This is a genomic window from Aeromonas finlandensis (genome assembly GCF_000764645.1).
Lineage (GTDB): Bacteria > Pseudomonadota > Gammaproteobacteria > Enterobacterales > Aeromonadaceae > Aeromonas > Aeromonas finlandensis.
In genome coordinates this window covers 1-25,191 of the sequence record NZ_JRGK01000276.1, presented here as the reverse complement: position 1 = coordinate 25,191, position 25,191 = coordinate 1, and the positions used below count along the sequence as shown (strand labels likewise).

The 25,191-nt window shown below is 59.2% G+C and carries 23 protein-coding genes; 6 read left to right on the top strand and 17 right to left on the bottom strand.

From position 1 onward, the window contains the following. Positions 1-444: 444 nt before the first annotated feature. Complete coding sequence (locus LD28_RS0116290; RefSeq protein WP_033137989.1) at positions 445-1,512, bottom strand: 3-deoxy-7-phosphoheptulonate synthase; 1,068 nt, start codon at positions 1,510-1,512, stop codon at positions 445-447. Between the two features lie 144 nt (positions 1,513-1,656). On the opposite strand from LD28_RS0116290, the gene LD28_RS0116285 reads away from it, so the two are divergent. Then, complete coding sequence (locus LD28_RS0116285; protein ID WP_033137988.1) at positions 1,657-2,037, top strand: diacylglycerol kinase; 381 nt, start codon at positions 1,657-1,659, stop codon at positions 2,035-2,037. Positions 2,038-2,244: 207 nt separating this feature from the next. Here the strand turns inward: LD28_RS0116285 and serA are convergent, their stop codons facing one another. The 4 genes from serA to LD28_RS0116265 all read right to left on the bottom strand — a co-directional run bounded on the left by serA (position 2,245) and on the right by LD28_RS0116265 (position 6,761). Further along, positions 2,245-3,477 carry a phosphoglycerate dehydrogenase gene (serA, locus tag LD28_RS0116280; RefSeq protein ID WP_033137987.1) on the bottom strand — a complete coding sequence of 411 codons (1,233 nt, stop codon included), beginning with the start codon at positions 3,475-3,477 and terminating at the stop codon, positions 2,245-2,247. 325 nt (positions 3,478-3,802) lie between these two features. Then, positions 3,803-4,456, bottom strand: a complete 654-nt coding sequence (gene rpiA, locus LD28_RS0116275) for a ribose-5-phosphate isomerase RpiA (RefSeq protein ID WP_033137986.1) — start codon at positions 4,454-4,456, stop codon at positions 3,803-3,805. A 161-nt stretch (positions 4,457-4,617) separates the two neighbouring features. After that, positions 4,618-5,214 (bottom strand): 5-formyltetrahydrofolate cyclo-ligase, encoded by a 597-nt coding sequence (locus tag LD28_RS0116270; protein WP_033137985.1) that lies wholly within the window; start codon positions 5,212-5,214, stop codon positions 4,618-4,620. Positions 5,215-5,423: 209 nt separating this feature from the next. Continuing rightward, a complete protein-coding gene (locus tag LD28_RS0116265; RefSeq protein ID WP_033137984.1) occupies positions 5,424-6,761 on the bottom strand; it encodes a Na+/H+ antiporter NhaC family protein in 1,338 nt (445 codons plus the stop codon). Between the two features lie 331 nt (positions 6,762-7,092). Between LD28_RS0116265 and dapB the strand changes: the two genes are divergently transcribed. Beyond that, positions 7,093-7,905 carry a 4-hydroxy-tetrahydrodipicolinate reductase gene (gene dapB / locus LD28_RS0116260; RefSeq protein WP_033138007.1) on the top strand — a complete coding sequence of 271 codons (813 nt, stop codon included), beginning with the start codon at positions 7,093-7,095 and terminating at the stop codon, positions 7,903-7,905. A 224-nt stretch (positions 7,906-8,129) separates the two neighbouring features. Here the strand turns inward: dapB and LD28_RS23155 are convergent, their stop codons facing one another. Then, positions 8,130-8,507 (bottom strand): hypothetical protein, encoded by a 378-nt coding sequence (locus LD28_RS23155; protein WP_156120273.1) that lies wholly within the window; start codon positions 8,505-8,507, stop codon positions 8,130-8,132. Between the two features lie 67 nt (positions 8,508-8,574). On the opposite strand from LD28_RS23155, the gene carA reads away from it, so the two are divergent. Both carA and carB read left to right on the top strand, forming a co-directional pair. Then, a complete protein-coding gene (carA, locus tag LD28_RS0116255) occupies positions 8,575-9,711 on the top strand; it encodes a glutamine-hydrolyzing carbamoyl-phosphate synthase small subunit (protein WP_033137983.1) in 1,137 nt (378 codons plus the stop codon). A 20-nt stretch (positions 9,712-9,731) separates the two neighbouring features. Then, positions 9,732-12,956 (top strand): carbamoyl-phosphate synthase large subunit, encoded by a 3,225-nt coding sequence (gene carB, locus LD28_RS0116250; protein ID WP_033137982.1) that lies wholly within the window; start codon positions 9,732-9,734, stop codon positions 12,954-12,956. 128 nt (positions 12,957-13,084) lie between these two features. On the opposite strand, the gene LD28_RS0116245 is transcribed toward carB, so the two are convergent. After that, a complete protein-coding gene (locus LD28_RS0116245; protein ID WP_033138006.1) occupies positions 13,085-14,119 on the bottom strand; it encodes a sterol desaturase family protein in 1,035 nt (344 codons plus the stop codon). Between the two features lie 237 nt (positions 14,120-14,356). Here LD28_RS0116245 and LD28_RS0116240 point away from each other — a divergent pair, with 237 nt between their 5' ends. Next, positions 14,357-15,538, top strand: coding sequence for a DUF1615 domain-containing protein (locus LD28_RS0116240; RefSeq protein ID WP_081959596.1), 1,182 nt, complete (start codon positions 14,357-14,359; stop codon positions 15,536-15,538). Positions 15,539-15,574: 36 nt separating this feature from the next. On the opposite strand, the gene LD28_RS0116235 is transcribed toward LD28_RS0116240, so the two are convergent. From LD28_RS0116235 to LD28_RS0116210, 6 genes are all read right to left on the bottom strand, one after another. After that, on the bottom strand, positions 15,575-16,573 hold the full coding sequence (locus LD28_RS0116235; RefSeq protein ID WP_033137981.1) for a DUF1176 domain-containing protein: 999 nt from the start codon (positions 16,571-16,573) through the stop codon (positions 15,575-15,577). Positions 16,574-17,035: 462 nt separating this feature from the next. Further along, positions 17,036-18,391: a hypothetical protein gene (locus LD28_RS0116230; RefSeq protein WP_241462307.1), complete on the bottom strand. Its 1,356-nt coding sequence runs from the start codon at positions 18,389-18,391 to the stop codon at positions 17,036-17,038. A 110-nt stretch (positions 18,392-18,501) separates the two neighbouring features. After that, a complete protein-coding gene (locus tag LD28_RS0116225) occupies positions 18,502-18,975 on the bottom strand; it encodes a CesT family type III secretion system chaperone (RefSeq protein ID WP_033137979.1) in 474 nt (157 codons plus the stop codon). A gap of 173 nt (positions 18,976-19,148) precedes the next feature. After that, positions 19,149-19,532, bottom strand: coding sequence for a hypothetical protein (locus LD28_RS0116220; RefSeq protein WP_033137978.1), 384 nt, complete (start codon positions 19,530-19,532; stop codon positions 19,149-19,151). 88 nt (positions 19,533-19,620) lie between these two features. After that, the gene (locus tag LD28_RS0116215; RefSeq protein ID WP_241462306.1) at positions 19,621-20,043 is read right to left on the bottom strand and encodes a hypothetical protein; all 423 of its coding nucleotides are present in this window, start codon (positions 20,041-20,043) and stop codon (positions 19,621-19,623) included. Positions 20,044-20,804: 761 nt separating this feature from the next. After that, a complete protein-coding gene (locus tag LD28_RS0116210) occupies positions 20,805-21,770 on the bottom strand; it encodes an autotransporter domain-containing protein (RefSeq protein ID WP_033137976.1) in 966 nt (321 codons plus the stop codon). A gap of 226 nt (positions 21,771-21,996) precedes the next feature. Between LD28_RS0116210 and LD28_RS0116205 the strand changes: the two genes are divergently transcribed. Further along, positions 21,997-22,872, top strand: a complete 876-nt coding sequence (locus LD28_RS0116205; RefSeq protein WP_033137975.1) for an OmpA family protein — start codon at positions 21,997-21,999, stop codon at positions 22,870-22,872. An 84-nt stretch (positions 22,873-22,956) separates the two neighbouring features. Here LD28_RS0116205 and gloA read toward each other — a convergent pair whose 3' ends face one another. The 4 genes from gloA to LD28_RS0116185 all read right to left on the bottom strand — a co-directional run. Further along, the gene (gene gloA, locus LD28_RS0116200; RefSeq protein ID WP_033137974.1) at positions 22,957-23,370 is read right to left on the bottom strand and encodes a lactoylglutathione lyase; all 414 of its coding nucleotides are present in this window, start codon (positions 23,368-23,370) and stop codon (positions 22,957-22,959) included. Positions 23,371-23,426: 56 nt separating this feature from the next. Then, positions 23,427-24,068 (bottom strand): endonuclease III, encoded by a 642-nt coding sequence (gene nth / locus LD28_RS0116195; RefSeq protein WP_033137973.1) that lies wholly within the window; start codon positions 24,066-24,068, stop codon positions 23,427-23,429. Positions 24,069-24,081: 13 nt separating this feature from the next. Then, positions 24,082-24,843, bottom strand: coding sequence for an electron transport complex subunit E (locus LD28_RS0116190; RefSeq protein WP_420911717.1), 762 nt, complete (start codon positions 24,841-24,843; stop codon positions 24,082-24,084). 15 nt (positions 24,844-24,858) lie between these two features. Beyond that, a partial coding sequence (locus LD28_RS0116185) for an RnfABCDGE type electron transport complex subunit G (protein WP_033137972.1) occupies positions 24,859-25,191 on the bottom strand: 333 nt, incomplete at its 5' end.

Here is a 25,191-nt window from a genome sequence, read left to right as displayed (position 1 = left end):
CAATTTATGCATATCGTGTTGGCTGCGAGTCGGCCTTTTGCTGGCGGTGACGGGCCGTGTGAGCGGGTTGCCCGATCTGACGAGAGGGATTGTGCGAACGGATAAGAGTGGCCAGGCAAAAAGAAGGGCCGGATATCACGGATATCCGGCCCTTTCTGCATCTTGGGTAACGCGGGGCTAGCGAGCTGTTTGCTCAGGCGTACCTGAGCGGCCTCGGCCAGCATGGCCAGCAGGGTTTCGGTGTCACTCCACGCAAGATAGACAGGCATCGGTGATGCTCTGGCCAAAGCGTGATGCCGCAGCCGTTACCGCAGTTTTGCTTTGTTCAACCGTACCTGAGCGGCTTCTGCCAGCATGGCCAGCAGGGTTTCGGTGCCGCTCCATGCTCCACGCAAGATAGACAGGCATTGGTGATGCTCTGGCCAAAGCGTGATGCCGCAGCTGTTACCGCAGTTTTGCTTTGTTCAACCGTACCTGAGCGGCTTCTGCCAGCATGGCCAGCAGGGTTTCGGTGTCGCTCCATGACAGGCAGGCATCGGTGATGCTCTGGCCGAAGGTGGCGGCGCAGCCGTTCTCCACATCCTGACGCCCTTCCACCAGGAAGCTCTCGGCCATGATACCGGCGATACCGGTACGGCCGCGGCGCAGCTGATCGCAGATGTCTTGCGCCACCAGCAGCTGACGACGGTGATCCTTCATGCTGTTGCCGTGGCTGAAATCGACCACCAGCCGCTCGGGCAGGCCCACATCGGCCAGCGTTTCGCACGCTTCGTCGACACTGGCGGTGTCGTAGTTGGGACGGTGGCCGCCACGCAGGATCACATGACCAAAGGGGTTACCGGCGGTGCGGTAGATGGTCATCTTGCCGTCCTTGTCCGGCGAATAGAAGATGTGGCTGTGACGGGCGGCGCGCACCGCATCGATGGCGATGCGGGTGTTGCCGTCGGTGCCGTTCTTGAAGCCGACCGGGCAGGAGAGGGCGGAGGCCATTTCGCGGTGCACCTGGGATTCGGTAGTGCGTGCGCCGATGGCGCCCCAGGTGATGAGATCGCTAATGTACTGGCCGGTCACCATATCGAGGAATTCGGTGGCGGTGGGCATGCCGATCTCGTTGATGTCGACCAGCAGTTTGCGCGCCAGTTTCAGCCCTTCGTTGACGTCGAAGCTGCCATCGAGGCGGGGATCGTTGATGAGCCCTTTCCAGCCGACGATGGTGCGCGGCTTCTCGAAGTAGGTGCGCATCACGATGCAGAGGCTCTCTTTGTACTGCTCGCGCAGGGCATTGAGGCGCTGGGCATATTCGCGGGCGGCCGCAGGATCGTGGATGGAGCAGGGGCCGACGATGACCAGCAGGCGCTGATCCTCTCCGGCCAGAATGGTTTCCACTTCGCGACGGGCATCCAGCAGATTCTGGGCAATGGTATCGGTGATCGGAAACGCGTGGGCAAGCTCGCTCGGAGTGATCAGTGACTCCAGGCGACGGGTGCGCAATTCATCTGTGTGAATGGACATACAACTCAAGTCTCGAGTGGGTGGTGTCAGCCGCAAGGGGCGAAAAAGCAAAGAGATAAAATAAAGCAAAAGTCCACCGATTGAAACCTTGGGGGGCTCTGATAGGATGTGAAGCCAAAATTGATTTCAAATGAGGTAGATAGCGTGGCAAAGCCAGGGGCAACCGGGGTCACCCGCATCATCAACGCAACCGGTTACAGCATGAAGGGGCTCAAGTCAGCCTGGATCAACGAGGCGGCGTTTCGTCAGGAGCTGATGCTGATCCTGTTGCTGATGCCGCTGGCGTTCTGGATTGGCGACTCCCTCAACCAGATCCTGCTGCTCATCACCATCAGCTGGCTGGTGGTGATCGTCGAGATCCTCAACTCTGCCGTCGAGGCGGTGGTCGACCGCATCGGCTCCGAGCATCACGAGCTCTCCGGCCGCGCCAAGGATTTGGGCTCTGCCGCTGTCTTTATCGCGCTGGCCCTGAACGCCCTGGTATGGGGCGCGCTGGCAGGCCGCAATCTGCTGGGTTGGTGGTAAGTCAGATCTGGTTTTCTATCGCCTATTTTCCCTCTCCCTCTGGGAGAGGGCAGGGTGAGGGTGGTATTTTTTCGCCCCTCATCCCCAGCCCTTCTCCCGCGAGGGGAGGAGGGGGCAAAGGAGCAAAAACGCAGACGTGCGTTGAGCATCGCAGCATGAAAAAGCCCGTCATCACGACGGGCTTTTTGCTGCGCAGATAAGGGTTTATCAGTGGAGGATGCGGGCGCGGATGGTGCCGTTGATCTCCTTGAGCTTGGCGAGCGCCTTCTCGCTGTGCTCGGTCTCCACGTCGATCACCACGTAGCCGATATGGCTGCTGGTCTGCAGGTATTGACCGGCGATGTTGATCCCCTCTTCGGCGAAGATCTGGTTGATCTGGTTCATCACCCCCGGCTGGTTGCGGTGAATGTGCAGCAGGCGACTGGAGCCCTTGTGGCCCGGCAGCGACACTTCCGGGAAGTTGACGGCGGAGAGAGTGGAGCCGTTGTCGGAGTATTTGACCAGCTTGTTGGCCACTTCCAGCCCGATGTTCTCCTGCGCTTCATGGGTGGTGCCACCGATGTGCGGGGTCAGGATGACGTTCTCCAACCCACGCAGCGGGCTTTGGAACTCTTCGTCGTTGGACTTGGGCTCGACCGGGAAGACGTCGATGGCGGCACCGGCGATATGGCCGCTCTTGATGACGTCAGCCAATGCGTCGATATCCACCACGGTACCGCGGGCGGCGTTGATGAAGATGGCGCCCGGTTTCATCATCCGCAGCTGCTCGGCACCGATCATGTTCTTGGTGGAGGCGGTCTCCGGCACATGCAGGCTGATGACGTCAGACATATTGAGCAGCTCGACCATGCTCGGCACCTGAATGGCGTTACCCAGCGAGAGCTTGTTCTCGATGTCGTAGTAATAGACCTTCATGCCGATGCTCTCGGCGATGATGCCAAGCTGGGTACCGATATGGCCGTAGCCGATGATGCCGAGCTTCTTGCCGCGCGCTTCTACCGAGCGATTGGCCAGTTTTTCCCACACGCCGCGATGGCACTTGGCGTTCTTCTCGGGGATGCCGCGCAGCAGCAGCAGGATCTCACCCAGTACCAGCTCGGCCACCGAACGGGTGTTGGAGAAGGGGGCGTTGAAGACCGGAATGCCGCGGATCTGGGCCGCTTCCAGCTCAACCTGGTTGGTACCGATGCAGAAGCAGCCGATGGCGACCAGCTTGCTGGCGGCATCGAGCACCTTCTCGGTGATCTGGGTGCGGGAGCGCAGCCCGATGAAATGGACGTCGCGGATCTGCTCGATCAGCTCCTCTTCGGAAAGAGAGGTCTTGAGATACTCCACACTGGTGTAACCTGCGGCACGAAAGGTCTCTACGGTGTTGGGATGGACTCCCTCCAGCAGCAGCACCTTGATTTTATCCTTGTCCAACGAAAACTTGGCAGTCATGACGATCCCTCTGTATGTGCAAACGTAAGTGCAGATTTGGTGTGCGAAGAAAACCGTAAAGTAGCAAAAACGTTTGGGAGAGGGAATATTTGTGACGAAAGTCAAATTCTTTGAAGTTATCAACGATTGTTGTAAACATCCGTTTGCAACTTGTTGAGGCATAAATAAAAACGGCGCCATCAGGCGCCGTCATTTATTCACTGTGCAATTCTCGGGTTTGTATCCCATCCCGGGGACCAATCAACGTCGCTGCTGCGCCAGGGCAGGCAGTGTGGCGATGGCGGGCGAGGGGAGACACAGTTGCACCTTGTTGCCCGGGTCGGGATTACTGGGTAACCACGCCGTCCGGCGTACCGATCAGGACCACATCGGCGCCGCGTGCTGCGAACAGGCCGTTGGTGACCACGCCGACGATGGCATTGAGCTGAATTTCCAGCGCCTTGGCGTCGGTAATGGCCATCCCTTTCACATCCAGAATGTGGTTGCCGTTGTCGGTGACCACACCTTCACGCCACACCGGGTTGCCGCCCAGTTTGCGGATTTCGCGGGCCACGTATTCGCGGGCCATCGGGATCACTTCCACCGGCAGCGGGAACTGGCCCAGCACCTCGACGGTCTTGGTGTTGTCGATGATGCAGATGAACTTGTCAGCGACGGCGGCAACGATCTTCTCGCGGGTCAGGGCTGCGCCACCGCCCTTGATCATGTCGCGGGTTGCGTTGATCTCGTCGGCGCCATCCACATAGACGGAGAGGGCGTCGATCTCGTTGAGATCATATACGGTGATGCCGAAGCCCTTGAGGCGCTCGGTAGAGGCCACGGAGCTGGATACCGCCCCCTTGATCTCGTCCTTCATGGTCGCCAGCGCGTCGATAAAGTGGTTGACGGTAGAGCCGGTGCCCACCCCGACGATGGTGCCGGGAACCACATACTTGAGCGCAGCCCAACCGGCCGCCTTCTTCATTTCATCTTGAGTCATGATCGTTCCTTAAGAAAAAAGCGGGCGCATTATATCCAACCCGGTACCCCGTCGCGACCTTGTTGCTCACGTTCCGGGGCAAAAAGGGGTGACGGGTAAATCGTTTGCTTGTTTATTCTGCGTTTGCGCGCACAAACCGCGATGCGCTGATCCAACACCGCCTATTCAAAGCGCCAGCAGTGGCTCGGGGTGATGATCTGGGGCAGCGGTACGTCCCACTCCTCTTGCGGGACCACATCCACCTGTTGGCAGTCGTGGGCAATACCTAGCGGCTTGGGCCCCAGCTTGTGCTCATGCCAGATGGCGAGGGTGCGATCGTAGTAGCCGCCCCCCATGCCAAGGCGATTGCCCTGGGCATCGAAGGCAACCAGCGGGGTGCAAATCAGGTCGAGGGTGCTGTGGGGCACCACCTGCAGGACATCCAGCTCCGGCTCTTCGATGCCGTAGCGGTTGCGCACCATGGGGCTGGTGGCGGTGTAGCGCAAAAAGAGCAGGTGACCCGGGGTAAAGGGGTGGAGCACCGGCAGGTAGACCTCTTTGTGCTGGGCCCACAGCCAGTGGATGGTGGGCAGGGGATTGATCTCCCCGTCGTTGGCCAGGTAGAGGGCAATGCGTTTGGCGGCGAGGATCTCGGGGTGCTGCTTGAACTGGGCCAGCAGCTGTTGGGCCGCCGCTTGCTGCTCGGCCGGACTCAGATTTTTGCGGCGTTGACGAACCAGTTGGCGCAGGGATTGACGTTCGGGTTGGGACTCATGCATGGGGAACCTCTGGTATAGCTGCGCATCGATGGCTTGAACGCGCTCTACCTTAGCACATTCACTCTGGACATTAAGGGGGGGCAGGGGAAAACCGACCCGGATGGCTGATGCCCGGGGTGGTGGGATAAACGCTGGCGCATCCAATACTGGATCAACAGGGGCTGCGGTGTGCCCCTGTTGATGGGATATCGGCGTGCCAGCGTCAGATGTTATTGCTTGTCAGCCTTGCCGCGCATCTGGTGTTTCACGAACACGGCAATCAGTGCCGCTACAGCCAGCGCCATCGGGTAGAAACTCATGCTCACCACCGCCAGCGGCGAGAGGGCGAAGATGGAGCCCAGCAGCAGCGCCTGTGCGCCCCAGGGGATGAGACCCTGGATCACGCAGGAGAAGATATCCAGCATGGAGGCGGCGCGGCGCGGGGTGACGCCGTGATGCTCTGCCAGATCCCGGGCCACCTTGCTGGCGACGATAATGGCCACCGTGTTGTTGGCGGTGCAGAGGTTGGTGAGGCTCACTACCCCGGCGATACCCAGCTCGGCCGCTTTCTCGTTCTGTTCGCCGTTGTGTTCGCGGGTGAAACGGGCAATCAGGGCGCTGATGCGCTCACTGATCCAGGCCAGCCCACCCTGACGCTCCATCAGGGCGCCGAGGCCGCCGATCAGCATGGAGAGCAGGAAGATCTCCTGCATGCCGGTAAAGCCCTGATAGATATCCTTGCTGAACTGACCGATGGCGTAGCCGTTGACCATGCCCACCGCACCTGCGGCCAGAATGCCGATCCCCAGCACCACGAACACATTCACCCCGGCGAGCGCCAGCCCCAGAATGAGCAGATAGGGCATCACCTTGAACAGCTCGATGGCGTTGCCGTTGGCAGGAGATTCACCCACTGACCCCAGGGTCAGATAGAGCAGGATCACCGTGATGGCGGCAGGGGCGGCAATCTTGAAGTTTTCGCGGAACTTGTCCTTCATCTCGCAGCCCTGACTGCGGGTGGCCGCAATGGTGGTGTCGGAGATGATGGAGAGGTTATCGCCAAACATGGCGCCGGAGAGAATGGTACCCGCCATCAGCACCGGATCGATACCGGCCGCCTGCGCCACGCCAAGGGCCACGGGGGCTACGGCACCAATGGTGCCCATGGAGGTTCCCATGGCGGTGGCAATAAAGGCAGAGATCAGGAACAGCCCTGGCAGCAGACACCAGCCGGGGATGAGCGAGAGGCCGAGCGCCACGGTGGCATCGACGCCCCCGGTGGCCTTGGCCACGCTGGCAAAGGCCCCTGCCAGCAGATAGATGAGGCACATCGCCATGATGTTGTTGTGGCCGACCCCTTTGAAGAAGGTCTCCAGATTGCTGTTGAAGCCCTCCTTGCCAAGCAGCAGGGCCAGCATCACGGCAGGCAGGGCAGCCACGGGAGCGGGCAGCTGATAGAAGGCGAACTCGACCCCCTGCAGGGTCAGCCAGGTACCGGTACCGATAAAGAGTGCGAGAAAAACCAGAAGTGGCAGCAAGGCCCTGGCACTGGGTTGAGTCTGGATCATGTGTTCCTCTGAAATTGAACAATGACCTCCTGTCATGAACTGCTTTGTGCCTTTATCGGATAGGGATAGGGGGAAAACAGGGCGGGCATCCTGCCGCATTGGGGTGCCCACAGTAGTGAGTCAACCCCGCCCGGTCAAGATAGACGTCCAGATGGATAGCTGTTTTTGTTTGTCGATTTGGTTGCCGTGATTAAATCCGTTAAATGTTCGGATTAAATGAAATATCTCGTTGATTTGTCGGTGTGCTCTGCGGGCTCACAGTAGGCTTTTCAAAGCTGGCGCAGGCTGGTAAAACGGTCTCTTTCCATAATAAAGAGATGAGAGGGTGGAGATGGACAATCCGATCCGTGTGGCCGTGATGGGCTGTAATGGTCGTATGGGCAAGGTGCTGCTGGAGGCCATCACCCATGCCGATGGCGTGGTGGTCGGTGCGGCGCTGGAGCGGCCGGGCTCTGCGGTGATCGGTCTCGATGCCGGTGAGCTCAACGGTCTGGGCCATCTGGGTGTGGCGATCAGCGACAGCCTCGACAAGGTGCGTGACGAGTTTGATCTCATCATCGACTTCACCCGTCCCGAGGTGACCCTGGCCAATCTGGCCTTTGCGCTGGCACACCACAAGCAGATGGTGATCGGCACCACCGGCTTTGACGAGGCAGGCAAGGCCGCCCTTAAAGAGGCCGGCAAGCAGATTGGCATCGTGTTCGCCTCCAACTACTCGGTCGGGGTCAACCTGGTGTTCAAACTGCTGGAGCAGGCCGCCAAGGTGATGGGGGATTACACCGATATCGAGATCATCGAAGGGCACCACAGACACAAGGTGGATGCGCCGTCCGGCACCGCCCTCTCCATGGGGGAGGTGGTGGCCAAGACGCTCGGACGTGAGTTGAAAGAGTGCGCCGTCTATGGCCGTGAGGGGATCACTGGCGAGCGGGATCGCAACACCATCGGCTTTGCCACCATCCGCGCCGGCGATCTGGTGGGGGAGCACACCGTCATGTTTGCCGACATCGGCGAGCGGGTGGAGATCAGCCACAAGGCCTCCAGCCGTCTGACCTTCGCCAACGGTGCGGTACGGGCGGGCAAATGGCTTGGCCAGCAGGGTGCCGGTCTTTATGACATGCAGGACGTGCTCAATCTCAAGTGATGCCTCTGTGCGGCACGGTTGTGCAAATTGTACCCAGTGAAAAACCCCGGCTTGCCGGGGTTTTTGCTGTTCGGGATCTTGTTTGTGTATAAAAAACCGATCTGTCGACAATTTTCACCGGAATGCCTTATAAATCACACTATTGCTTTATCTCCCTGATTGCCCCCTCTTGAATGTCATCACCAGGTAACAGATTTGAGCGCGTTTATGGCGCGCACAGCCATTTATTTACAAAGACCATAAAAGACTAAAAATTCAAACAGTGAAAAACGTTTTCTATTTTTTACGTTCAATCTTGTTGTCAATAAAGCGAAAAATTCACCATTAATGGTTTTTATGTTGAAATATATTTCATTGTTTTTATTGTGATTTTTTGTGGTTTCTGTCGGTATTGCTGGCTTGGCGGCATCTTTTGGTGGTGGTTTTTTATTTTCTTTCGCGAGAGGGGGTTGCAAAGCAGTTGAGTGCATAGATAATGGGTAATGTTGCTTTTTTATTGAATTTAGATGCATTTCATCTGAGAAAAGACGTTGAAATGCCACTTTTTTTAAGTAGAATGCGCCCAATTTGCCAGAAATCTGCCGGGTTCGAGTCCTGTCCAAGACCGGAACCGAGCCCGCAACACCCAGGTAAATTGCTGAATTTAAAGCTAAATAACTGGAGGTTGTCTTGAATCACACTGCATTGCTAGTGCTGGAAGATGGAACTGTGTTCAAAGGCGTGTCGATAGGCGCCGAGGGATGTTCCGTTGGTGAAGTGGTTTTCAATACGTCGATGACGGGCTATCAGGAAATCCTCACCGATCCCTCTTATTCCCGTCAGATTGTCACCCTCACTTACCCCCATATAGGCAACACCGGCACCAACAGCGAAGATGAAGAGTCCAGTCAAATCCATGCTCAGGGATTGATCATCCGGGACCTTCCGATACTTGCCTCCAATTTCCGCAATCAGCAATCCCTCTCCGAATACCTCAAGTCTCACAACATCGTTGGCATCGCCGACATCGACACCCGCAAACTGACCCGCATCCTGCGCGAAAAAGGCGCTCAGGCTGGCTGCATTCTGGCCGGGAAACAGGTCGATGAAGCCTATGCTCTCGAACAGGCCCGCGCCTTCCCCGGTCTGAAGGGGATGGATCTGGCCAAAGAGGTCACGGTTAATGAAGCGTACAACTGGACCGAAGGGAGCTGGCAGCTTGGCAAGGGGCACGTCACCCCGGATGCCGACCAGCTCAAATACCACGTGGTGGCCTATGACTTTGGCGTCAAGCGCAACATTCTGCGGATGCTGGTTGACCGTGGTTGCCGCCTGACTGTGGTACCCGCCAAGACCCCGGCTGCCGAGGTACTGGCAATGAACCCGGATGGCATCTTCCTCTCCAACGGCCCCGGTGACCCCGAGCCGTGCGACTACGCCATCGAGGCCATCAAGGCTTTCCTCAATACCAACACCCCGGTATTTGGCATCTGTCTGGGTCACCAGCTGCTGGGTCTGGCCTCCGGTGCCAAGACCGTCAAGATGAAGTTCGGCCACCACGGTGCCAACCACCCGGTGAAGAGCCTCGATGACAACACCGTAATGATCACCGCCCAGAACCACGGTTTTGCGGTAGACGAGAACAGCCTGCCGGATTGCCTGCGCGCCACCCACGTCTCCCTGTTCGATGGCTCCCTGCAAGGCATCCATCGCACCGACCGTCCGGCCTTCAGCTTCCAGGGTCACCCTGAAGCGAGCCCGGGCCCGCACGATTGTGCCGGTCTCTTTGACCACTTTATTGAATTGATTAAGCAGTATCGCGCCTAAGGAATAGAGGAAAGAGCTTCATGCCAAAACGTAACGACCTTCAGAGCATCCTGATCCTCGGCGCCGGCCCCATCGTCATCGGCCAGGCCTGCGAATTTGACTACTCCGGCGCCCAGGCGTGCAAAGCCCTGCGCGAGGAGGGTTACCGCGTCATTCTGGTGAACTCCAACCCGGCCACCATCATGACCGACCCGGAGATGGCGGACGCCACCTATATCGAGCCCATCACCTGGGAAGTGGTGCGCGAAATCATCAAGAAAGAGCGCCCGGACGCCATCCTGCCCACCATGGGCGGCCAGACGGCGCTCAACTGCGCGCTGGATCTGGAGAAGCACGGCGTGCTGGCCGAGTTCGGTGTCGAGATGATCGGTGCCACTGCCGATGCCATCGACAAGGCCGAAGATCGCTCCCGCTTTGACAAGGCGATGCGCAGCATCGGCCTCGAGTGCCCGCGCGCCGGTATCGCCCACAACATGGAAGAGGCGTGGGGTGTGCAGCAGATGGTCGGTTTCCCCTGCATCATCCGCCCCTCCTTTACCATGGGCGGCTCCGGTGGCGGCATCGCCTACAACACCGAAGAGTTCGTCGAGATCTGCGAGCGCGGTCTGGACTTGTCGCCGACCAAAGAGCTGCTCATCGACGAGTCGCTGATCGGCTGGAAAGAGTACGAGATGGAGGTGGTGCGGGATCGCAACGACAACTGCATCATCGTCTGCGCCATCGAAAACTTCGACCCCATGGGTATCCATACCGGTGACTCCATCACGGTCGCCCCAGCCCAGACGCTGACCGACAAGGAGTACCAGATCATGCGCAACGCCTCCATGGCGGTGCTGCGCGAGATCGGCGTCGAGACCGGCGGCTCCAACGTCCAGTTCGGCATCAACCCGAAAGATGGCCGCATGGTCATCATCGAGATGAACCCGCGGGTGTCGCGCTCCTCCGCGCTGGCCTCCAAGGCGACCGGCTTCCCCATCGCCAAGATCGCTGCCAAGCTCGCTATCGGTTACACCCTCGACGAGCTGATGAACGACATCACCGGCGGCCGTACTCCGGCCTCCTTCGAGCCGGCCATCGACTACGTGGTCACCAAGGTGCCGCGCTTCAACTTTGAAAAGTTCGCCGGTGCCAACGACCGTCTGACCACCCAGATGAAATCCGTCGGCGAAGTGATGGCCATCGGCCGCAACTTCCAGGAGTCCCTGCACAAGGCGCTGCGCAGCCTCGAGACCGGTAAAACCGGCTTCGACCCCATGGTTGACCTTAATGCGCCGGACTCTCTGACCCGTATCCGTCACGAGCTGCAGGATGCCGGTTGCGACCGTATCTGGTACATCGCCGATGCGTTCCGCGCTGGTCTCTCCATGGATGGCATCTTCAAGCTGACCAAGATTGATCCCTGGTTCCTGGTGCAGATTGAGGATCTGGTGAAGCTGGAAGAAGAGGTGAAAGAGCGCGGCATGGCCGGTCTCGATGCCGACTTCCTGCGCGCCCTCAAGCGTAAAGGCTTTGCCGATGCGCGTCTGGCCAAGATCCTCGGCGTGGCCGAAGGCGAAGTGCGCAAACTGCGTGCCCGCCACAACATCTTCCCGGTCTACAAGCGGGTCGATACCTGCGCCGCCGAGTTCGCCACCAACACCGCCTACATGTACTCCAGCTATGACGAGGAGTGTGAAGCGGCCCCGAGCAACCGCGACAAGATCATGATCATCGGCGGCGGCCCGAACCGTATCGGTCAGGGTATCGAGTTCGACTACTGCTGCGTGCACGCGGCGCTGGCCCTGCGCGAAGACGGTTACGAGACCATCATGGTCAACTGCAACCCGGAGACCGTCTCCACCGATTACGACACCTCGGATCGCCTCTACTTCGAGCCGGTGACACTGGAAGATGTGCTGGAAATCGTGCGCATCGAAAAACCCAAGGGCGTTATCGTCCAGTACGGTGGCCAGACCCCGCTGAAACTGGCCCGCGCCCTGGAAGCCAACGGCGTGCCGATCATCGGTACCAGCCCGGATGCCATCGACCGTGCCGAAGACCGCGAGCGCTTCCAGTCGGCCGTTGAGCGCCTCGGCCTCAAGCAGCCGGAAAACGGCACCGTCACCGCGCTGGAACAGGCCGTGCTGACCGCCGAGCGCATCACCTATCCGCTGGTGGTTCGCCCCTCCTACGTGCTGGGTGGCCGCGCCATGGAAATCGTCTATGACGAGCAGGATCTGCGTCGCTACTTCGCCGAGGCGGTGAGCGTCTCCAATGAGTCGCCGGTACTGCTGGACCGCTTCCTGGACGACGCCACCGAGCTGGACGTGGATGCCATCTGCGACGGCACCGATGTGGTTATCGGCGGCATCATGGAGCACATCGAGCAGGCCGGTATCCACTCCGGTGACTCCGGCTGCTCCCTGCCTCCCTACACCTTGTCCAAGAAGATTCAGGACGAGATCCGCGAGCAGGTACGCAAGCTGGCGCTGGAGCTTGGCGTAATCGGCCTGATGAACGTGCAGTTCGCGGTCAAGGGCGATGACATCTACCTCATCGAAGTGAACCCGCGCGCCGCCCGTACCGTGCCGTTCGTCTCCAAGGCGACCGGTGCCCCGCTGGCCAAGATTGCCGCCCGCGTGATGGCCGGTCAGTCGCTGCAACAACAGGGCTTCACCAAAGAGATCATCCCGCCCTACTACTCGGTGAAAGAGGTCGTACTGCCGTTCGCCAAGTTCCCGGGTGTTGACCCGCTGCTGGGGCCAGAGATGCGCTCTACCGGTGAAGTGATGGGGGTGGGCAGCAGCTTTGCCGAGGCCTATGCCAAGGCGCAGCTGGGTGCCAACCACGCCGTACCGAAAGAGGGTCGCGCCCTCTTGTCAGTGCGTCACAGTGACAAGGCGCAAGTGGTCGATTTGGCCGCCAAGCTGCTGGAGCTGGGCTACGAGCTGGATGCCACTCACGGCACCGCCGTCGCACTGGGTGAAGCGAGCATCAACCCGCGTCTGGTCAACAAGGTGCACGAAGGTCGCCCACACATTCTCGACCGCATCAAGAATGGCGAGTACACCTACATCGTCAACACCGCCGAAGGGCGGGTGGCGATCCAGGACTCCAAGCAGCTGCGTCGCGCCGCCTTGCAGAACAAGGTGGCGTATACCACCACCATGAATGAGGCATTCGCCACCTGCATGGCCATCAGCGTGGATGCCACCGCCAACGTCAACTCGGTGCAGGAGCTGCATCAGCGCGTGAATAACCGCTAATCACTCCGCGAGCGAGCCAGACTCGTACCGCATAGATGACAAGCCCCCCGCCAGCGATGGCGGGGGGCTTTTTTATGACGACGGGTTTGACGTTGCGGGGACCAGAGTCATGTGGGTGAAGAACGGGGCTACCGTAAATCCGGCTGTGGCTTGCGGCTGCGAGGTCGGGGCAGGGCGTGCCACAGCTTGCGGGCTGTGACCAGAAAGGGGCGCAGGATCAGCGCGCTCAGGCGGCTGTAGCGCACATTGTCTTTCGGGCCGACCCCGAAGGTGAGGGGCTCTGGCTGGTGGCCAGTCACGTAGAGGGTGCCGAACCACCAGTCCCACAGCGACAGGTTGATAGCGAAGTTGTGGTTGAAGTGGCGGGGATCCCGGCTGTGGTGGATCTGGTGCTGGGCCGGGCTGTTGAAGATATGTTCCAGCCGCGGGCCAAACGACAGCCAGATATGGCTATGGCGCAAGTTGGCCGCCAGCGCGTTGAAGATCAGCACCAGATAGCCCACCCCAAACAGGGTGTAGGGGCGCACTGTGCCGCCGCACAGCCAGTAAAAGGCGCCGGAGTAGAGGGCAAGAGCGCTCCCCTTGACCAGGATTTCAGAGAGCTTTTCCACCAGATGAATGCGGCTGGCGGTCGGCGGCACCAGCACGGTGGCGCTGTGGTGCACCTTGTGAAACTCCCACAGCCAGCGACTGTGAAATACACGGTGCAGCCAGTAGTGGACGAAATCGCTGACCAGAAATATCCCGAGACCATAAAGCATCATCAGCCAGCTCGCTTCGGCCAGTCGGGGCCGCTCGCCCCACAGACGGGTGAGTGCGGAGGTAATATCTTGCGCCTCCAGCAGCCAGGGATTGAGCAGAGTCAGGATGGGCACGATCAGGGCCACATGCAGCAGGGCGCGTACCAGATAGTACTGATAATCGAGCAGGGCCGAGGGGTGCAGCCAGATGGCCCGGCCGCCAAGAAACCCGGCAAACGAGCCTGCCACCGGGTCTCCCTGCTGCCGACGCATGCGATAGAGGAGGTAGGCGATAAGGCTCGATATCAGCAGGAAAGGGGCACCAAGCCGCCCGTTGAGGTCAAACAGCCCGGTCAGACAGTGCCAGATCGGGGTGAGCAGCCACTGCTGCACGTAAGCAAAGAGATGGGAGAGTGTATCCATAGGGTCCATACCGTGAGCGTCCTGGCGGCGGCATTCTAAATGTAAACAACTCTCGACAAAAGCCCATGGTCAGAGTTGACGTTCGCTGTTGGTGACCGTGTTGCAGCCGCCTCTGCCAGGCTTGGCAGAAGGTCGAGGCGATGGACCTTGGCCTTGTGGATCAATTCTCTACAATGAGCCATCATGTGTGCGCCCGCCGTTGGGCGGTTTGTCTCCAGCCTCAGTACCGGATATCCGATGACGCTCTCTCTCTTTTCTGTTTCCCCTGCCATGCGCGCACTGGCGCTATTGATCCCGCTGCTGCTGGCCGGTTGTGCCAGCGATCCGGCTTCTGCTCCTAGGCCGAGCGACGCAGCGGGCACCACCACGCCAGCCCAAAAAGCGACACCGCCAGCCATGCAGCCGCGCAAACCGGCGGACATGAAGAGCCGCATCGTGAGGTTTTTGCCCCGCCATGTGGTCGACAAGCAGGGGTGGGCCAACGACGTGGTGACGGCGCTCACCACCCAGGGGGTGACGGTCAATGATCACAACGTCTGCACCGTGCTGGCGGTGGCAGAGCAGGAGGCCACCTATCAGGCCGACCCCGTGGTGCCGGGCCTTGGCAAGATCGCCTGGAAGGAGATCAACGCGCGGGCGGCCAAGCTGCTGATCCCCGAATTTATGGTGCGGGCCGCGCTCTCTATCAACTCGCCGACCGGCAAGAGCTATGCCGAGCGCATCGACAAGTTGCGCACCGAGCGGGAGATGAGCGAGATCTTCGAGGACATGATCAGCATGCTGCCGATGGGCAAGACCCTGTTTGGCAACATGAACCCGGTGCATACCGGTGGCCCGATGCAGGTGAGCATCGACTTTGCCGAGGCCAATGCCCGTGGCTACCCCTATCCCGTCAAGGACTCCATTCGCCACGAGGTCTTTACCCGCCGTGGCGGCATCTGGTTTGGCACCAAGCATATCTTTGGCTATGAGGCGGAGTACCCCGATACCCTCTATCGCTTTGCCGACTTCAACGCCGGTTGGTACGCCAGTCGCAACGCCGCTTTTCAGGCGGCCGTCAGCCGTTTGAGTGGCAAAACCCTGGCGCTGGACGGGGATCTGATCCGCTATGACTCGGATCTGCCGGGTAACACCGAGCTGGCCGTTTACACCCTCGCTAGCCGAGTCAATATGAGCCAGCAGGCGATCCACCAGAGCCTCAAACTCGGTGACACCGCCGAGTTTGGCCAGAGCGACCTCTACCATCGCGTCTTTACCCTGGCCGACAAACAAGCGGGCAAGCGGCTGCCCCGCGCCATCCTGCCCGGCATTCAGCTAAAGAGCCCCAAGATCACCCGCAACCTCACCACCGCCTGGTTTGCCAAGCGGGTGGATGACAGGGAGCAGCGCTGCGTGCGGCAGATGGCGACGATTCGCTAGAACAAACAACAAGGGCGGCCAATTGGCCGCCCTTGTCTACTGTGCTTTGATTACCTTGCTGGTCAGGGTCGGTAGATGCCAGGTTCCCCCCAGTGCAATCATGCGGCAGCTTCCGGTAGTGCTTTGCTCACTCTGCACGAAGGTTTTGCCATCCCACACCCAGCTTTCGAAAGAAAAACAATCTCCTATCCCTCTTCCTTTATGTGAGGCACTCAGTTCACCCATTCCATAACCGTTTGCATCAGTACTGATGAGGGTCGCACTGGCGGTATCAAGATTCGTGTCAATCACAATGAAGGCGGAACCGTCGTTGTAAGCTGCGAGCCAGCAGGGTAGCTGAACCAAGGCTCGTTCTTGGTTCAGGGGATAAAGCATGCCACCCTCTGAATTTTCGTCGACCATGGGACAGGTGTCTTTATCGACTTGCAGCTTCAGCCACTTGCCAATGCTCTGTTGTTCCGGCTTGGTGAGCGGGCGGGAGAGGTTGCCTGCGGCTACGGCGCCAGCGTGGATCACGGGAGCCGTCAAGGCAGGAGGAATGGATGTGGTGGGTAATGGGCCCTGTTTGGTCAGGGCTGTACTGGTATTGAGGCGGCCTTGGAAATCATCCATTTTGAGAAAAACGGCATAGGCTCCGGCGCCGGATAGCTGTTCCTGATGCTTGCTCCATTCAAATACCACTTTGCCAGTCCCCTTGATCGCTCGGACGAGTGCTGCGATTTGGGGCTGGCTGAACGGAGTCCGCTCTTTTACGGTGCCAAGCACTTCACCATTGATGCGCAGTGTGATCAAACCATCAGCGGGGGCTCCCGGTGCCTGTCCATCAACTTCTGCGATGGCAAGCTCTGCATGCAATGTGCCTTTGGCGCCAGCCTCTCGGGTGAGCAAAACCGAGAGTCCCCCTGATTCTGCGCTATAACCTGCGGCCCTGCAGGTCCGAGTATTGTCGCAGGCGATCTCCCAGTCTTTATGGGCAAAATATAGGGCTTCGGGTTGTGTGGCCAGGATGGTGGCCAAGAGGGTAGATATAAGCATCGATGGATTCCAGTGAGAACTTTAAAGAGCATACCATGGCTCTTGCATTGCTTTGACCGCCATCTGGACTGTATCCGTCTGTCTGCGCTGTGTTGTGCGTGATGACAATGAAGGTCATCAAGGCGTGGTAGACCTTCAGGGGATTATTGTTGCTTGTTCACAACCCCTCCTTAATGACCTCAGTTTGAGGCCCCTGGAGTGTTGAGGAACGTAGGGGCGATTGAGGTGGCAATCAACAGCAGGGGCAGCAGATACCAGAGCTGGCCCAGCAGAACCGTAATAACGGGTGTGAAGTCCATTTCAACTCGCTTTGTAACGGGGCCATGGGGTGCCAAACTGAGCCATTTCAACAACTCCGTCAAAAGGAATATGTGACTGATTGCACTAACTGTGTGACGAGACGGGATTTTTGCGGAGGAAGAGATGGCCGCAAGGGGGGCGGCCATCGGTTAAACGGGAGGGTTATAACCAGCCTTCGGCCAGATAGATCAGTTTGAGCTGGCTGGGGGCACCGCACGCCTTGAGGGCCTCCAGCTGGGGCTGGCTGAGGTTGGGACTCTTCTCCTGATAGACGGTGCGATTGTCAAACTCGAGGGGCACTTTGTAGGCCAGCTTGCTGTTGAGGTCTTCCCCCGTGCCCTTGTCGAGACTGCGCACGGCAGGCAGTAGCCAGTTGTAATCCTCGGCCAGCAGCTTTTTGAACACCTCATGGCTCAGCTTGAGCTCCGCTGTGGGGGCGTTCTCGTCAGGTTGGCCCGGCAGCAGCTGTTCATCGGCCGGTGAACCGAGTTGGGCCTTGAGGGCCAATCTGGCCTGCTCCATCTCCCTGAGAGCGGTCGGTGCATCGCTGCCGAGCAGGCTCTCATCCGCCCTGGGCCCGAGATAGGTGAGCATGGCGCGCACTGACGCTTCCTCAAGCATGCTGAAACTGAACTCCCCCTTGTCATTGCTCACTTCAAGGCGCGGCAGCACGTTGGAAAGCGGGGTCTCTTGTGGCCGGTCGCTGGCCTGCTGATTGATAAGGTAGGAGGCCCCCATTTTGGTGGCGGTTGGCAGTCCTGACATCAATACCTTGTTGGCGGTGGCGGTGGCGGGCAGCGCCTTGGCGGCGATGGATGCCACGCCGGTGTTGATACCGGCAACCCCGAAGTTGCTTAGCCCCGCCAACGCGACCCCCAGCGTCATGTTGGTCGCGCCCTCGACGGCCATGCTGGCATGGCCCTGACTCAAGACCTGTTGGCTGATATGGGCGAGCCGACTGGCGCGACCGGGCAGCAGGCCGATCTGGGCAACCTGATGGTGATAGCTCTCATGGTCACAGTGTTGTGCCACTCGATAACCTTCCCGCCCGGCGGCGATCAGGGTGCCTATGCCCGGCAGCAACAGGCTGATGGCGAGATTGACCGCTGTGGTGCTGGCAAATGCCTTGCCTTTATGTAGCAGCTCCTGGCCCAGACCGTCCATCTTGCCCGGGTATTGCTGCTCCAGACAGACCTGCAGCCGCGGGTCACGGCTGATCTGGTCAAACAGCTGCTTGAGCTGGCGATAACTGGCGGGATCAACCTTGAGCTCCGCCAGCAGGGAGGTTACCTCCATCATCTTTTCTCGGGTCAGTGGCTCGCCCCGATAAGCGGCCGGGCTCAGCAGCGAGAAGGCTTGCAGGGCGATCTCCTGCGGCGCGGCATTTTTCAGCGCCTCCTTGAGATCGAGGTGGGTCTTGATGTTCTCCTGCTTGAAGCGGCTCGTTTCGCTGTGCAGCAGATGCTGGTTGAGCAGCTCATATTTGTGGCCCCGGTGAAACAGGGGGGCAGGGTTCACGTCCCCTCGTTTACTGAGGAGCCGCGTGTCGTCCGGGGCTGCGTTGGCTGCGAAGCGGGCAAGGTCGGGCACTGGAGCGCCCGTGATGCTACTGATTGTCATGGGGCCTCCTAGATGCGAATGGCGTCATGCTGTGATGGCAGGGGGCTGATCGGGGCCAGTTGTTCTGGCAGCAGGGCAAAGCGGGCCTGCCACTCTAGGGCCTGTCGGGTCAGCAGTGTCAACCATTCGGCCAGATCTTGCGGTGTGAGGGAGGCCAGGGGGCGCAGCCCGAACAGCACCAGCTGGCGGCCATCAGGGGCCAGCGCCAGGGTATGGCCAGTATCGGCGCCTGCACTGTAGTTGGCGCGAGCAAGCAGCTCGAGGCTCTGTTGGCGTTGGGTGCCCGCTGCGGCCAGCAAGCCGATGGTAGCGCTCAGCATCAGGGTCGGTTCTGCCGGTTCACGCCGGAGGGGATGAGCCAGCAGTGAGAGGGGGAGTTTGTCGTCGATCAGTAGTTGGCAGGTTCCCTCATCATCGAGTTGCAGCGGGGGAAAGCCATGTTGTTCGCTAAAGGCATCGAGCAGTGCTTGCAGGTGGATCATAGGCCACTCCTTATTGGTTATGACTCTATTGAAAACCTTCCTTGCTCAGGCCGCTGTCATTAGTGACCGGTTTTTTATCAACAATCGGGCGGTATGGGGTGATATGGGAGCCAGAACCTGAAAAAAAGCCCCTTGACGGGGCTTGGTATCTGGCAACGCGTGGGGGGCGATTATCAATCGAACAGGATGCGGCCGCTGGTGTCGGCATCGCTGTCTTTCCAGCTGGCGCCGCTTTTGCGCAGGGTGTAAGTGATGGTCTCCTGCTTGAATTTCAGGTAGTCACTGCCGCTGTGGCTCGGCTTGACCTGAGTGCCATCGATATAGGTCTCCCCTGTGGTATCGACGTGAATTTCGGCCACGGTGCGGCCATCGTCAGTGACTGCTTTATAGTTGCCTGCCCACGGGCTCTCGTCCCCATACTGTACGGCCCCTTCCTGAGCGTGCTCTTGGGCATGGGTCTTGTGGCCATGATGGGTTTTGGCCACGGCGCAGCCGGAGATACCGACCGCCAGCAGGCAACCGAGGGCGACATTGAGCAGAGTCTGTTTGGATTTCATCTTCATATACCTGTATCAAATGATTGCAATGGATAATGGGTGGGGCCCCCACAGCACGGTGCAGGCCCCGTTGAGCCGTGGTGCGAAATCAGTCTTGGTTGATGCCGGAAATATGGCCGCGGGAGTCGGTGAGGCAGTGCCAGAGCCGGTCATGGGGACCCTTGATATCGATCATCATCCCCGCCTGGGAGTCGGCCACATAGTCGAGGGTCAGCTTGCTGCGGCTGACGCCCGCTTTTCTGGCGACGGCGTTCATGCAGGCGTTCTCGGCAACTTTGGTTTGCGCAGTGCTGCCGTTGTAGGCACTGCTGCTGGCGCTCTCATCATCGCCGTCGTCATCGTTCTCATCGTCATTGCGCTGGCAGGCGCCGCTGTCGCCATTTTTGACAAAATAGCTGATGCCCCAGTCGCCATTTTTCACCATGGAGAGGGTGGTGCGCCCCTTGCTTGCCTCGTAGAAATTTGAATTCACTTTTTTAAGCGGAACCTGCTGGTTATTGATATAGGCCATGCCATCTTCGATGCGCACATTAATATGCCCCGGGCAGCTGGCCGATAAATCAGGCACTCCTGCATGTGCGGTTCCGGCCATGACCAATACAGAGAGAGCAAGCAGCGTTTTTTTCATCAGATAACCCCAAATCAACAAGAGTCAGCAAGTGTGATGTCGTCAAAAATAACGGTTGTTATGGCTGAACATTATTTCTGTGCCCATTGCACACCTGTTATTGGCATCCCGCAGTCCGTCGCTTTAGTGCGCCTGGCCCTGCTTGGATGACGCCAAATTTAGCAGCCGGGTGAGCTATGTAAAATAAAACAGGATTAATTGACTTCATAAAAAATGAAAAACTATAAATGATTAAAAACAATGACTTACTTGTCTACCTGGCCTGCTGCCAAGCAGGCGGGTACGCCATGCGACTGGTTTCTTATGGGCTCGTGTCAAGGGGAGTATTGTGCAGTGATGTCAGGGGGCGGGTATTTTCCCCTTGTGAACATGCTCTGGCCGCAGCCATCACAATAAAAGTCAGGTGTGCTCGCAACAAATATGCTCACAAATACACCAAGGATCAGCGTGCGATCTCGATGTGGTAATGCCAGATGGCCAAACAGGTGAATTGTTCTTTGCCAGATATGATGTTAACGGTGCGTGATAAATATGGATGGTGGTGGGCTAATACATAAAACGTTCGTCAATGTGGGCGTGATTATCTGGATTGTCGCTGCAATATCGCTGACGGTTAGCCACGTTTGGTGGTGTTAAATAATGGCTCAGAAACTCATGGCCAGCCCGATGGAATAACCGTTGGTGTTGTGGCTGAACATATAGCGGGCGACCAGACGGGTGCGGCTGACGATGATGTCGTATTTGCTGCTGTCGAGCTCCAGCCCGAGACCAAGGGAGTTGAGGGAGTTGAAACCGAGCAGGCCGCGCTGCTCGCCGAGGTATTCGGTGCGCGCCCCCTCCATCACATAGCGCAGTGGACGATCGAGCAGTCTCCAGTCAAACACCGGGGCCCGGCGGCGCAGGTAGAAGCCGAGGTTCTCCGCCTCGGCACTGCCCCGCACACTCTCCGAGGTATTGCCAAAGCTCTGCAGGTGCTGATAGGAGTAGCGCACCTCGGCATCGATATCCTGCGTTCTGGAAAAGAGCTCGTAGTCCAGCATCAGGGCGCCCCCCAGTCCGTACATATTGAGCTGGCCGTTATCGAGAAAGTCGAGGGAGTAGCCCGTGGCGCGATCGAGCAGCCAGTTGCCGATCCGCAGATCGCTGGCCATGGTGCCCAGCGAGATGTTGGCAATGGGGCGCACTATCCAGCGACCGCCTCGCTGGTCTTGGTGGAGGGCGATATCCCAGCCGACCCCACCCGAGGCGGTCAGGCTGTTCCATTTGGTTGGAATAGTGCGACTCTCGGTGCCGTTGCTCACCACGAACTGGGGATCGTAGCGGCTCAAGCCGAGCGTCCCTTCCAGATAGATGGGCACGGCCTCGCTCATGGTGGCGCCACCACCGAGCTGGGTCATGTTGAGGGCGGCGGATTGGTTGGTGCCGCTGCCAATATTGAGGTTGCTGGCGGTGATGTCGGGCACCACGGTGAAGGTCATCAGCGAGAGCACTGCGTTGGCGCGATCTTGCGCCCACTCCTGATCCTGGCTGGCAGCCTGAAGTGGGCCGCTCGAGAGCGCCAGCAGGGCCAATAGCAAAAGGGGAGGGGGAGCCGTCATTCGTTGTTTCATCCCTGATAATCCATGACACCTTGTCACATGGCTTCAATGTAGCGATTTTCTCTTTCGCTGGCGCGAATGAATTGGCACAACTTGGGTCTGCTTCGCATTTTACCGACTCACCGGAACAGGGGGATGGCGCCCCCGGCATGAAGAGAGTGCTCCCCGCACGGTTTGTCGCTAAAGCTTGGCGCCTTGCCGCCGATATCTCTTGTGAGATCGTGTGGAGGGCAAGCAATTGAACGCTTGGTTGTTAGGGTTGGTCAGCATATCCGTGAGTATGCAGTTACAGGCTGGGGTCACCGAATTCGGTGCCGGTCTGGATCAATCCGTCTGGCGTTTGACCTCCGATACCCAGATTGAGTGTCGCCTCGAGCACCCCATTCCCAACTGGGGTACGGGGGCGTTTGTCAGCCGCGCCGGGCGCAAGATCAACCTCGACTTCGAGCTCAAGGGCAAGCGGCCGCAGGCCAGAACCGAGACGGTGAGCCTTGGCATCATGCCGCCGGTATGGCGCCCCGGCATCGCGGGGCGAGAAGTGAGCCAGCTGCGCTTCTATCAGCAGTTCGATGGTCTGGTGGAGGGGCAAACCGCCTGGACCATGCTCGACGAGCTGGAAGGGGGGCGGATGCCGACCTTCCAGTATCGGGACTGGTATCGCCAGAATCGCGCGGTGCGGGTGTCGCTCTCATCAGTCAACTTTCGGGTCAAATATCAGGCCTTTATCGACTGTCTGAGCGGACTGTTGCCCTACAGCTTCAACGATATCGCCTTTAGCGTGCTCACCTATGACAAGAACAGCGATCAGCTCTCCATCGCCTCCAAGCGGCGGCTGGCGATGATCAGCGAGTTTATCAAGGCGGACAAGAGCATCGATGTGGTGGTGATCGACGCCTACAGCGACAGCTACGGCGGTCGCTGGCCGAACCAGAAGCTCTCCGAGAAGCGGGCCGATGCCATCAAGAAGGTGTTTGTCGATCTGGGGCTGGAGCCCGGCAAGATCTCGGTAGAGGGGCATGGCGAGAAGCAGCATGTCGCCTCCAACGAAACCGAGCAGGGGCGAGCCAAGAACCGGCGGGTGGTGATCAGCATGGGGCGTAACGGCGAGATCTAGCGCCGCCATCGGCAGCCGGGCATAAAAAAGAGCGCATCTGCGCTCTTTTTTGATCCTGCCATCCGGCAGCGGGAATCGGGCTGTTTAGACGCTGTCGCCCAGACCAGTACCGGCATCTTTCTTGGCGATCAGTTCAATCTTGTAACCGTCCGGATCTTCGACGAAGGCGATCACGGTAGTGCCGCCCTTGACCGGGCCCGGCTCGCGGGTGATTTTGGCACCGGCAGCGCGCAAGGCGTCGCAGGTGGCATAGATGTCGTCCGCTTCCAGTGCGATATGGCCATAGGCAGAGCCCAGTTCGTACTCGCTCACCCCCCAGTTGTAGGTCAGCTCGATCACCGCATCATCTTTCTCGTCACCGTAGCCGACGAAGGCCAGGGTGTACTTGTACTCGCTGTTCTCGCTCTTGCGCAGCAGCTTCATGCCGAGCACGCGGGTGTAGAAGTCGATGGAGCGTTGCAGATCGCCGACACGCAGCATGGTATGCAGAATTCTCATTGCTCAGTTCTCCGGGTTGGTGATGTGTACTGCTTTCAATCTCGGTTGCGAGGCTATCAGATCTCGGGATAGACCTTCTCTTTGTATTCGCACAAGTCCTCGATGATACAGGAACCACAACGGGGCTTGCGAGCCAGACAGGTGTAACGCCCGTGCAGGATGAGCCAGTGGTGGACATCCAGCTTGAACTCGGCGGGCACCACTTTAAGCAGCTTCTCCTCCACCTGATCCACGTTCTTGCCTACCGCAAAGCCGGTGCGGTTCGATACCCGGAAGATATGGGTATCAACGGCAATGGTGGGCCAGCCAAAGGCGGTGTTGAGCACCACGTTGGCGGTCTTGCGGCCGACACCGGGCAGGGCTTCCAGCGCTTCGCGGTTTTCCGGCACCTCGCCGCCATGGCGCTCCAGCAGGATGGCGCAGGTCTTGATGACGTTCTCGGCCTTGGTGTTGAAGAGGCCAATGGTCTTGATGTACTCCTTGAGCCCGTCCACCCCGAGATCCAGCATTGCTTGCGGGGTGTTGGCCACCGGATAGAGTTTATCGGTCGCCTTGTTGACGCTGACATCGGTCGCCTGCGCCGAGAGCAGCACGGCAATCAGCAGCTCGAATGGCGAGTTGAAGTTGAGTTCTGTGGTGGGGTGGGGATTGTTTTCCCGCAGCCGCTCCAGGATCTCTCTGCGTTTCTGGTTGTTCATGCCTTGCGTCCGGTTATAGCTCGGTCGCCCGGACGCGGGCCGGGGCAACGTTGCAGTGGGCCACGGTGGAGGCCTGCTTGCGATCTCGCCAGTCGTTGATGGCGTTCTTGGCGGCGATCAGCAGCCCCAGCCCGATAAAGCCGCCCGGCGGCAGAATGGCCAGCAGCAGGCTGGCATCGGCGTGGAACAACTCGATGCGCAGGGACTTGGCCCACTCGCCCAGCAGCAGCTCGGCGCCATCAAACAGGGTGCCCATGCCGATGATCTCGCGCATGGTGCCAAGCACCAGCAGTACCAGAGTAAAGCCAAGGCCCATCATCAGGCCGTCGAGGGCCGCCAGCAGCGGCGGGTTCTTGGAGGCATACGCCTCGGCGCGGCCGATGATGATGCAGTTGGTGACGATCAGGGCGATAAAGATGCCGAGCGCCTGATAGAGGCCATAGGTGTAGGCGTTCATCAGCAGCTGCACGCTGGTCACCAGCGAGGCGATGATCATCACGTAGACCGGGATGCGAATATCCTTCGGCACCCAGTTGCGCACCAGCGAGACGGCAAGGTTGGAGCAGACCAGCACCGCCATGGTGGCAAGGCCCAGCCCCAGCGCATTGGTAAAGGTGGAGGAGACGGCGAGGGTCGGGCAGAGCCCCAGCACCTGCACCAGCGAGGGGTTGTTCTTCCACAGCCCCTGACTCATCAGCTCCTTGAGCTCGCCCTTGCGGCTTTCCAGCTCGGCAATCGGGGCTGCACCCGTTTCAATCTGTTCCATCTGGTTCATGATGGCTCGACTCCGTTAGTTCGCCGCCGGACAAGCCGGGGCGTTGCTGAGCAGTTCGGGTTGCTCCTGCTGCAGTTTCAGCAGGTTCTTCACCGCCTTGACCACGGCGCGCGGGGTGATGGTGGCGCCGGTAAAGGCATCGTACTCACCGCCATCCTTCTTCACCGCCCACTGGGGCTCGTTGTCATGGGTCAGGAATTTTCCGGCAAAGCTGTTGATCCAGTCCGATTTTTTCAGCTCGATCTTGTCACCAAGGCCAGGGGTCTCGTTGTGAGCGAGCACGCGCACGGCGGTGATGGTGCCCTTGGCATCAAAACCCGCCACGATGCGGATCGCCCCGCTGTAGCC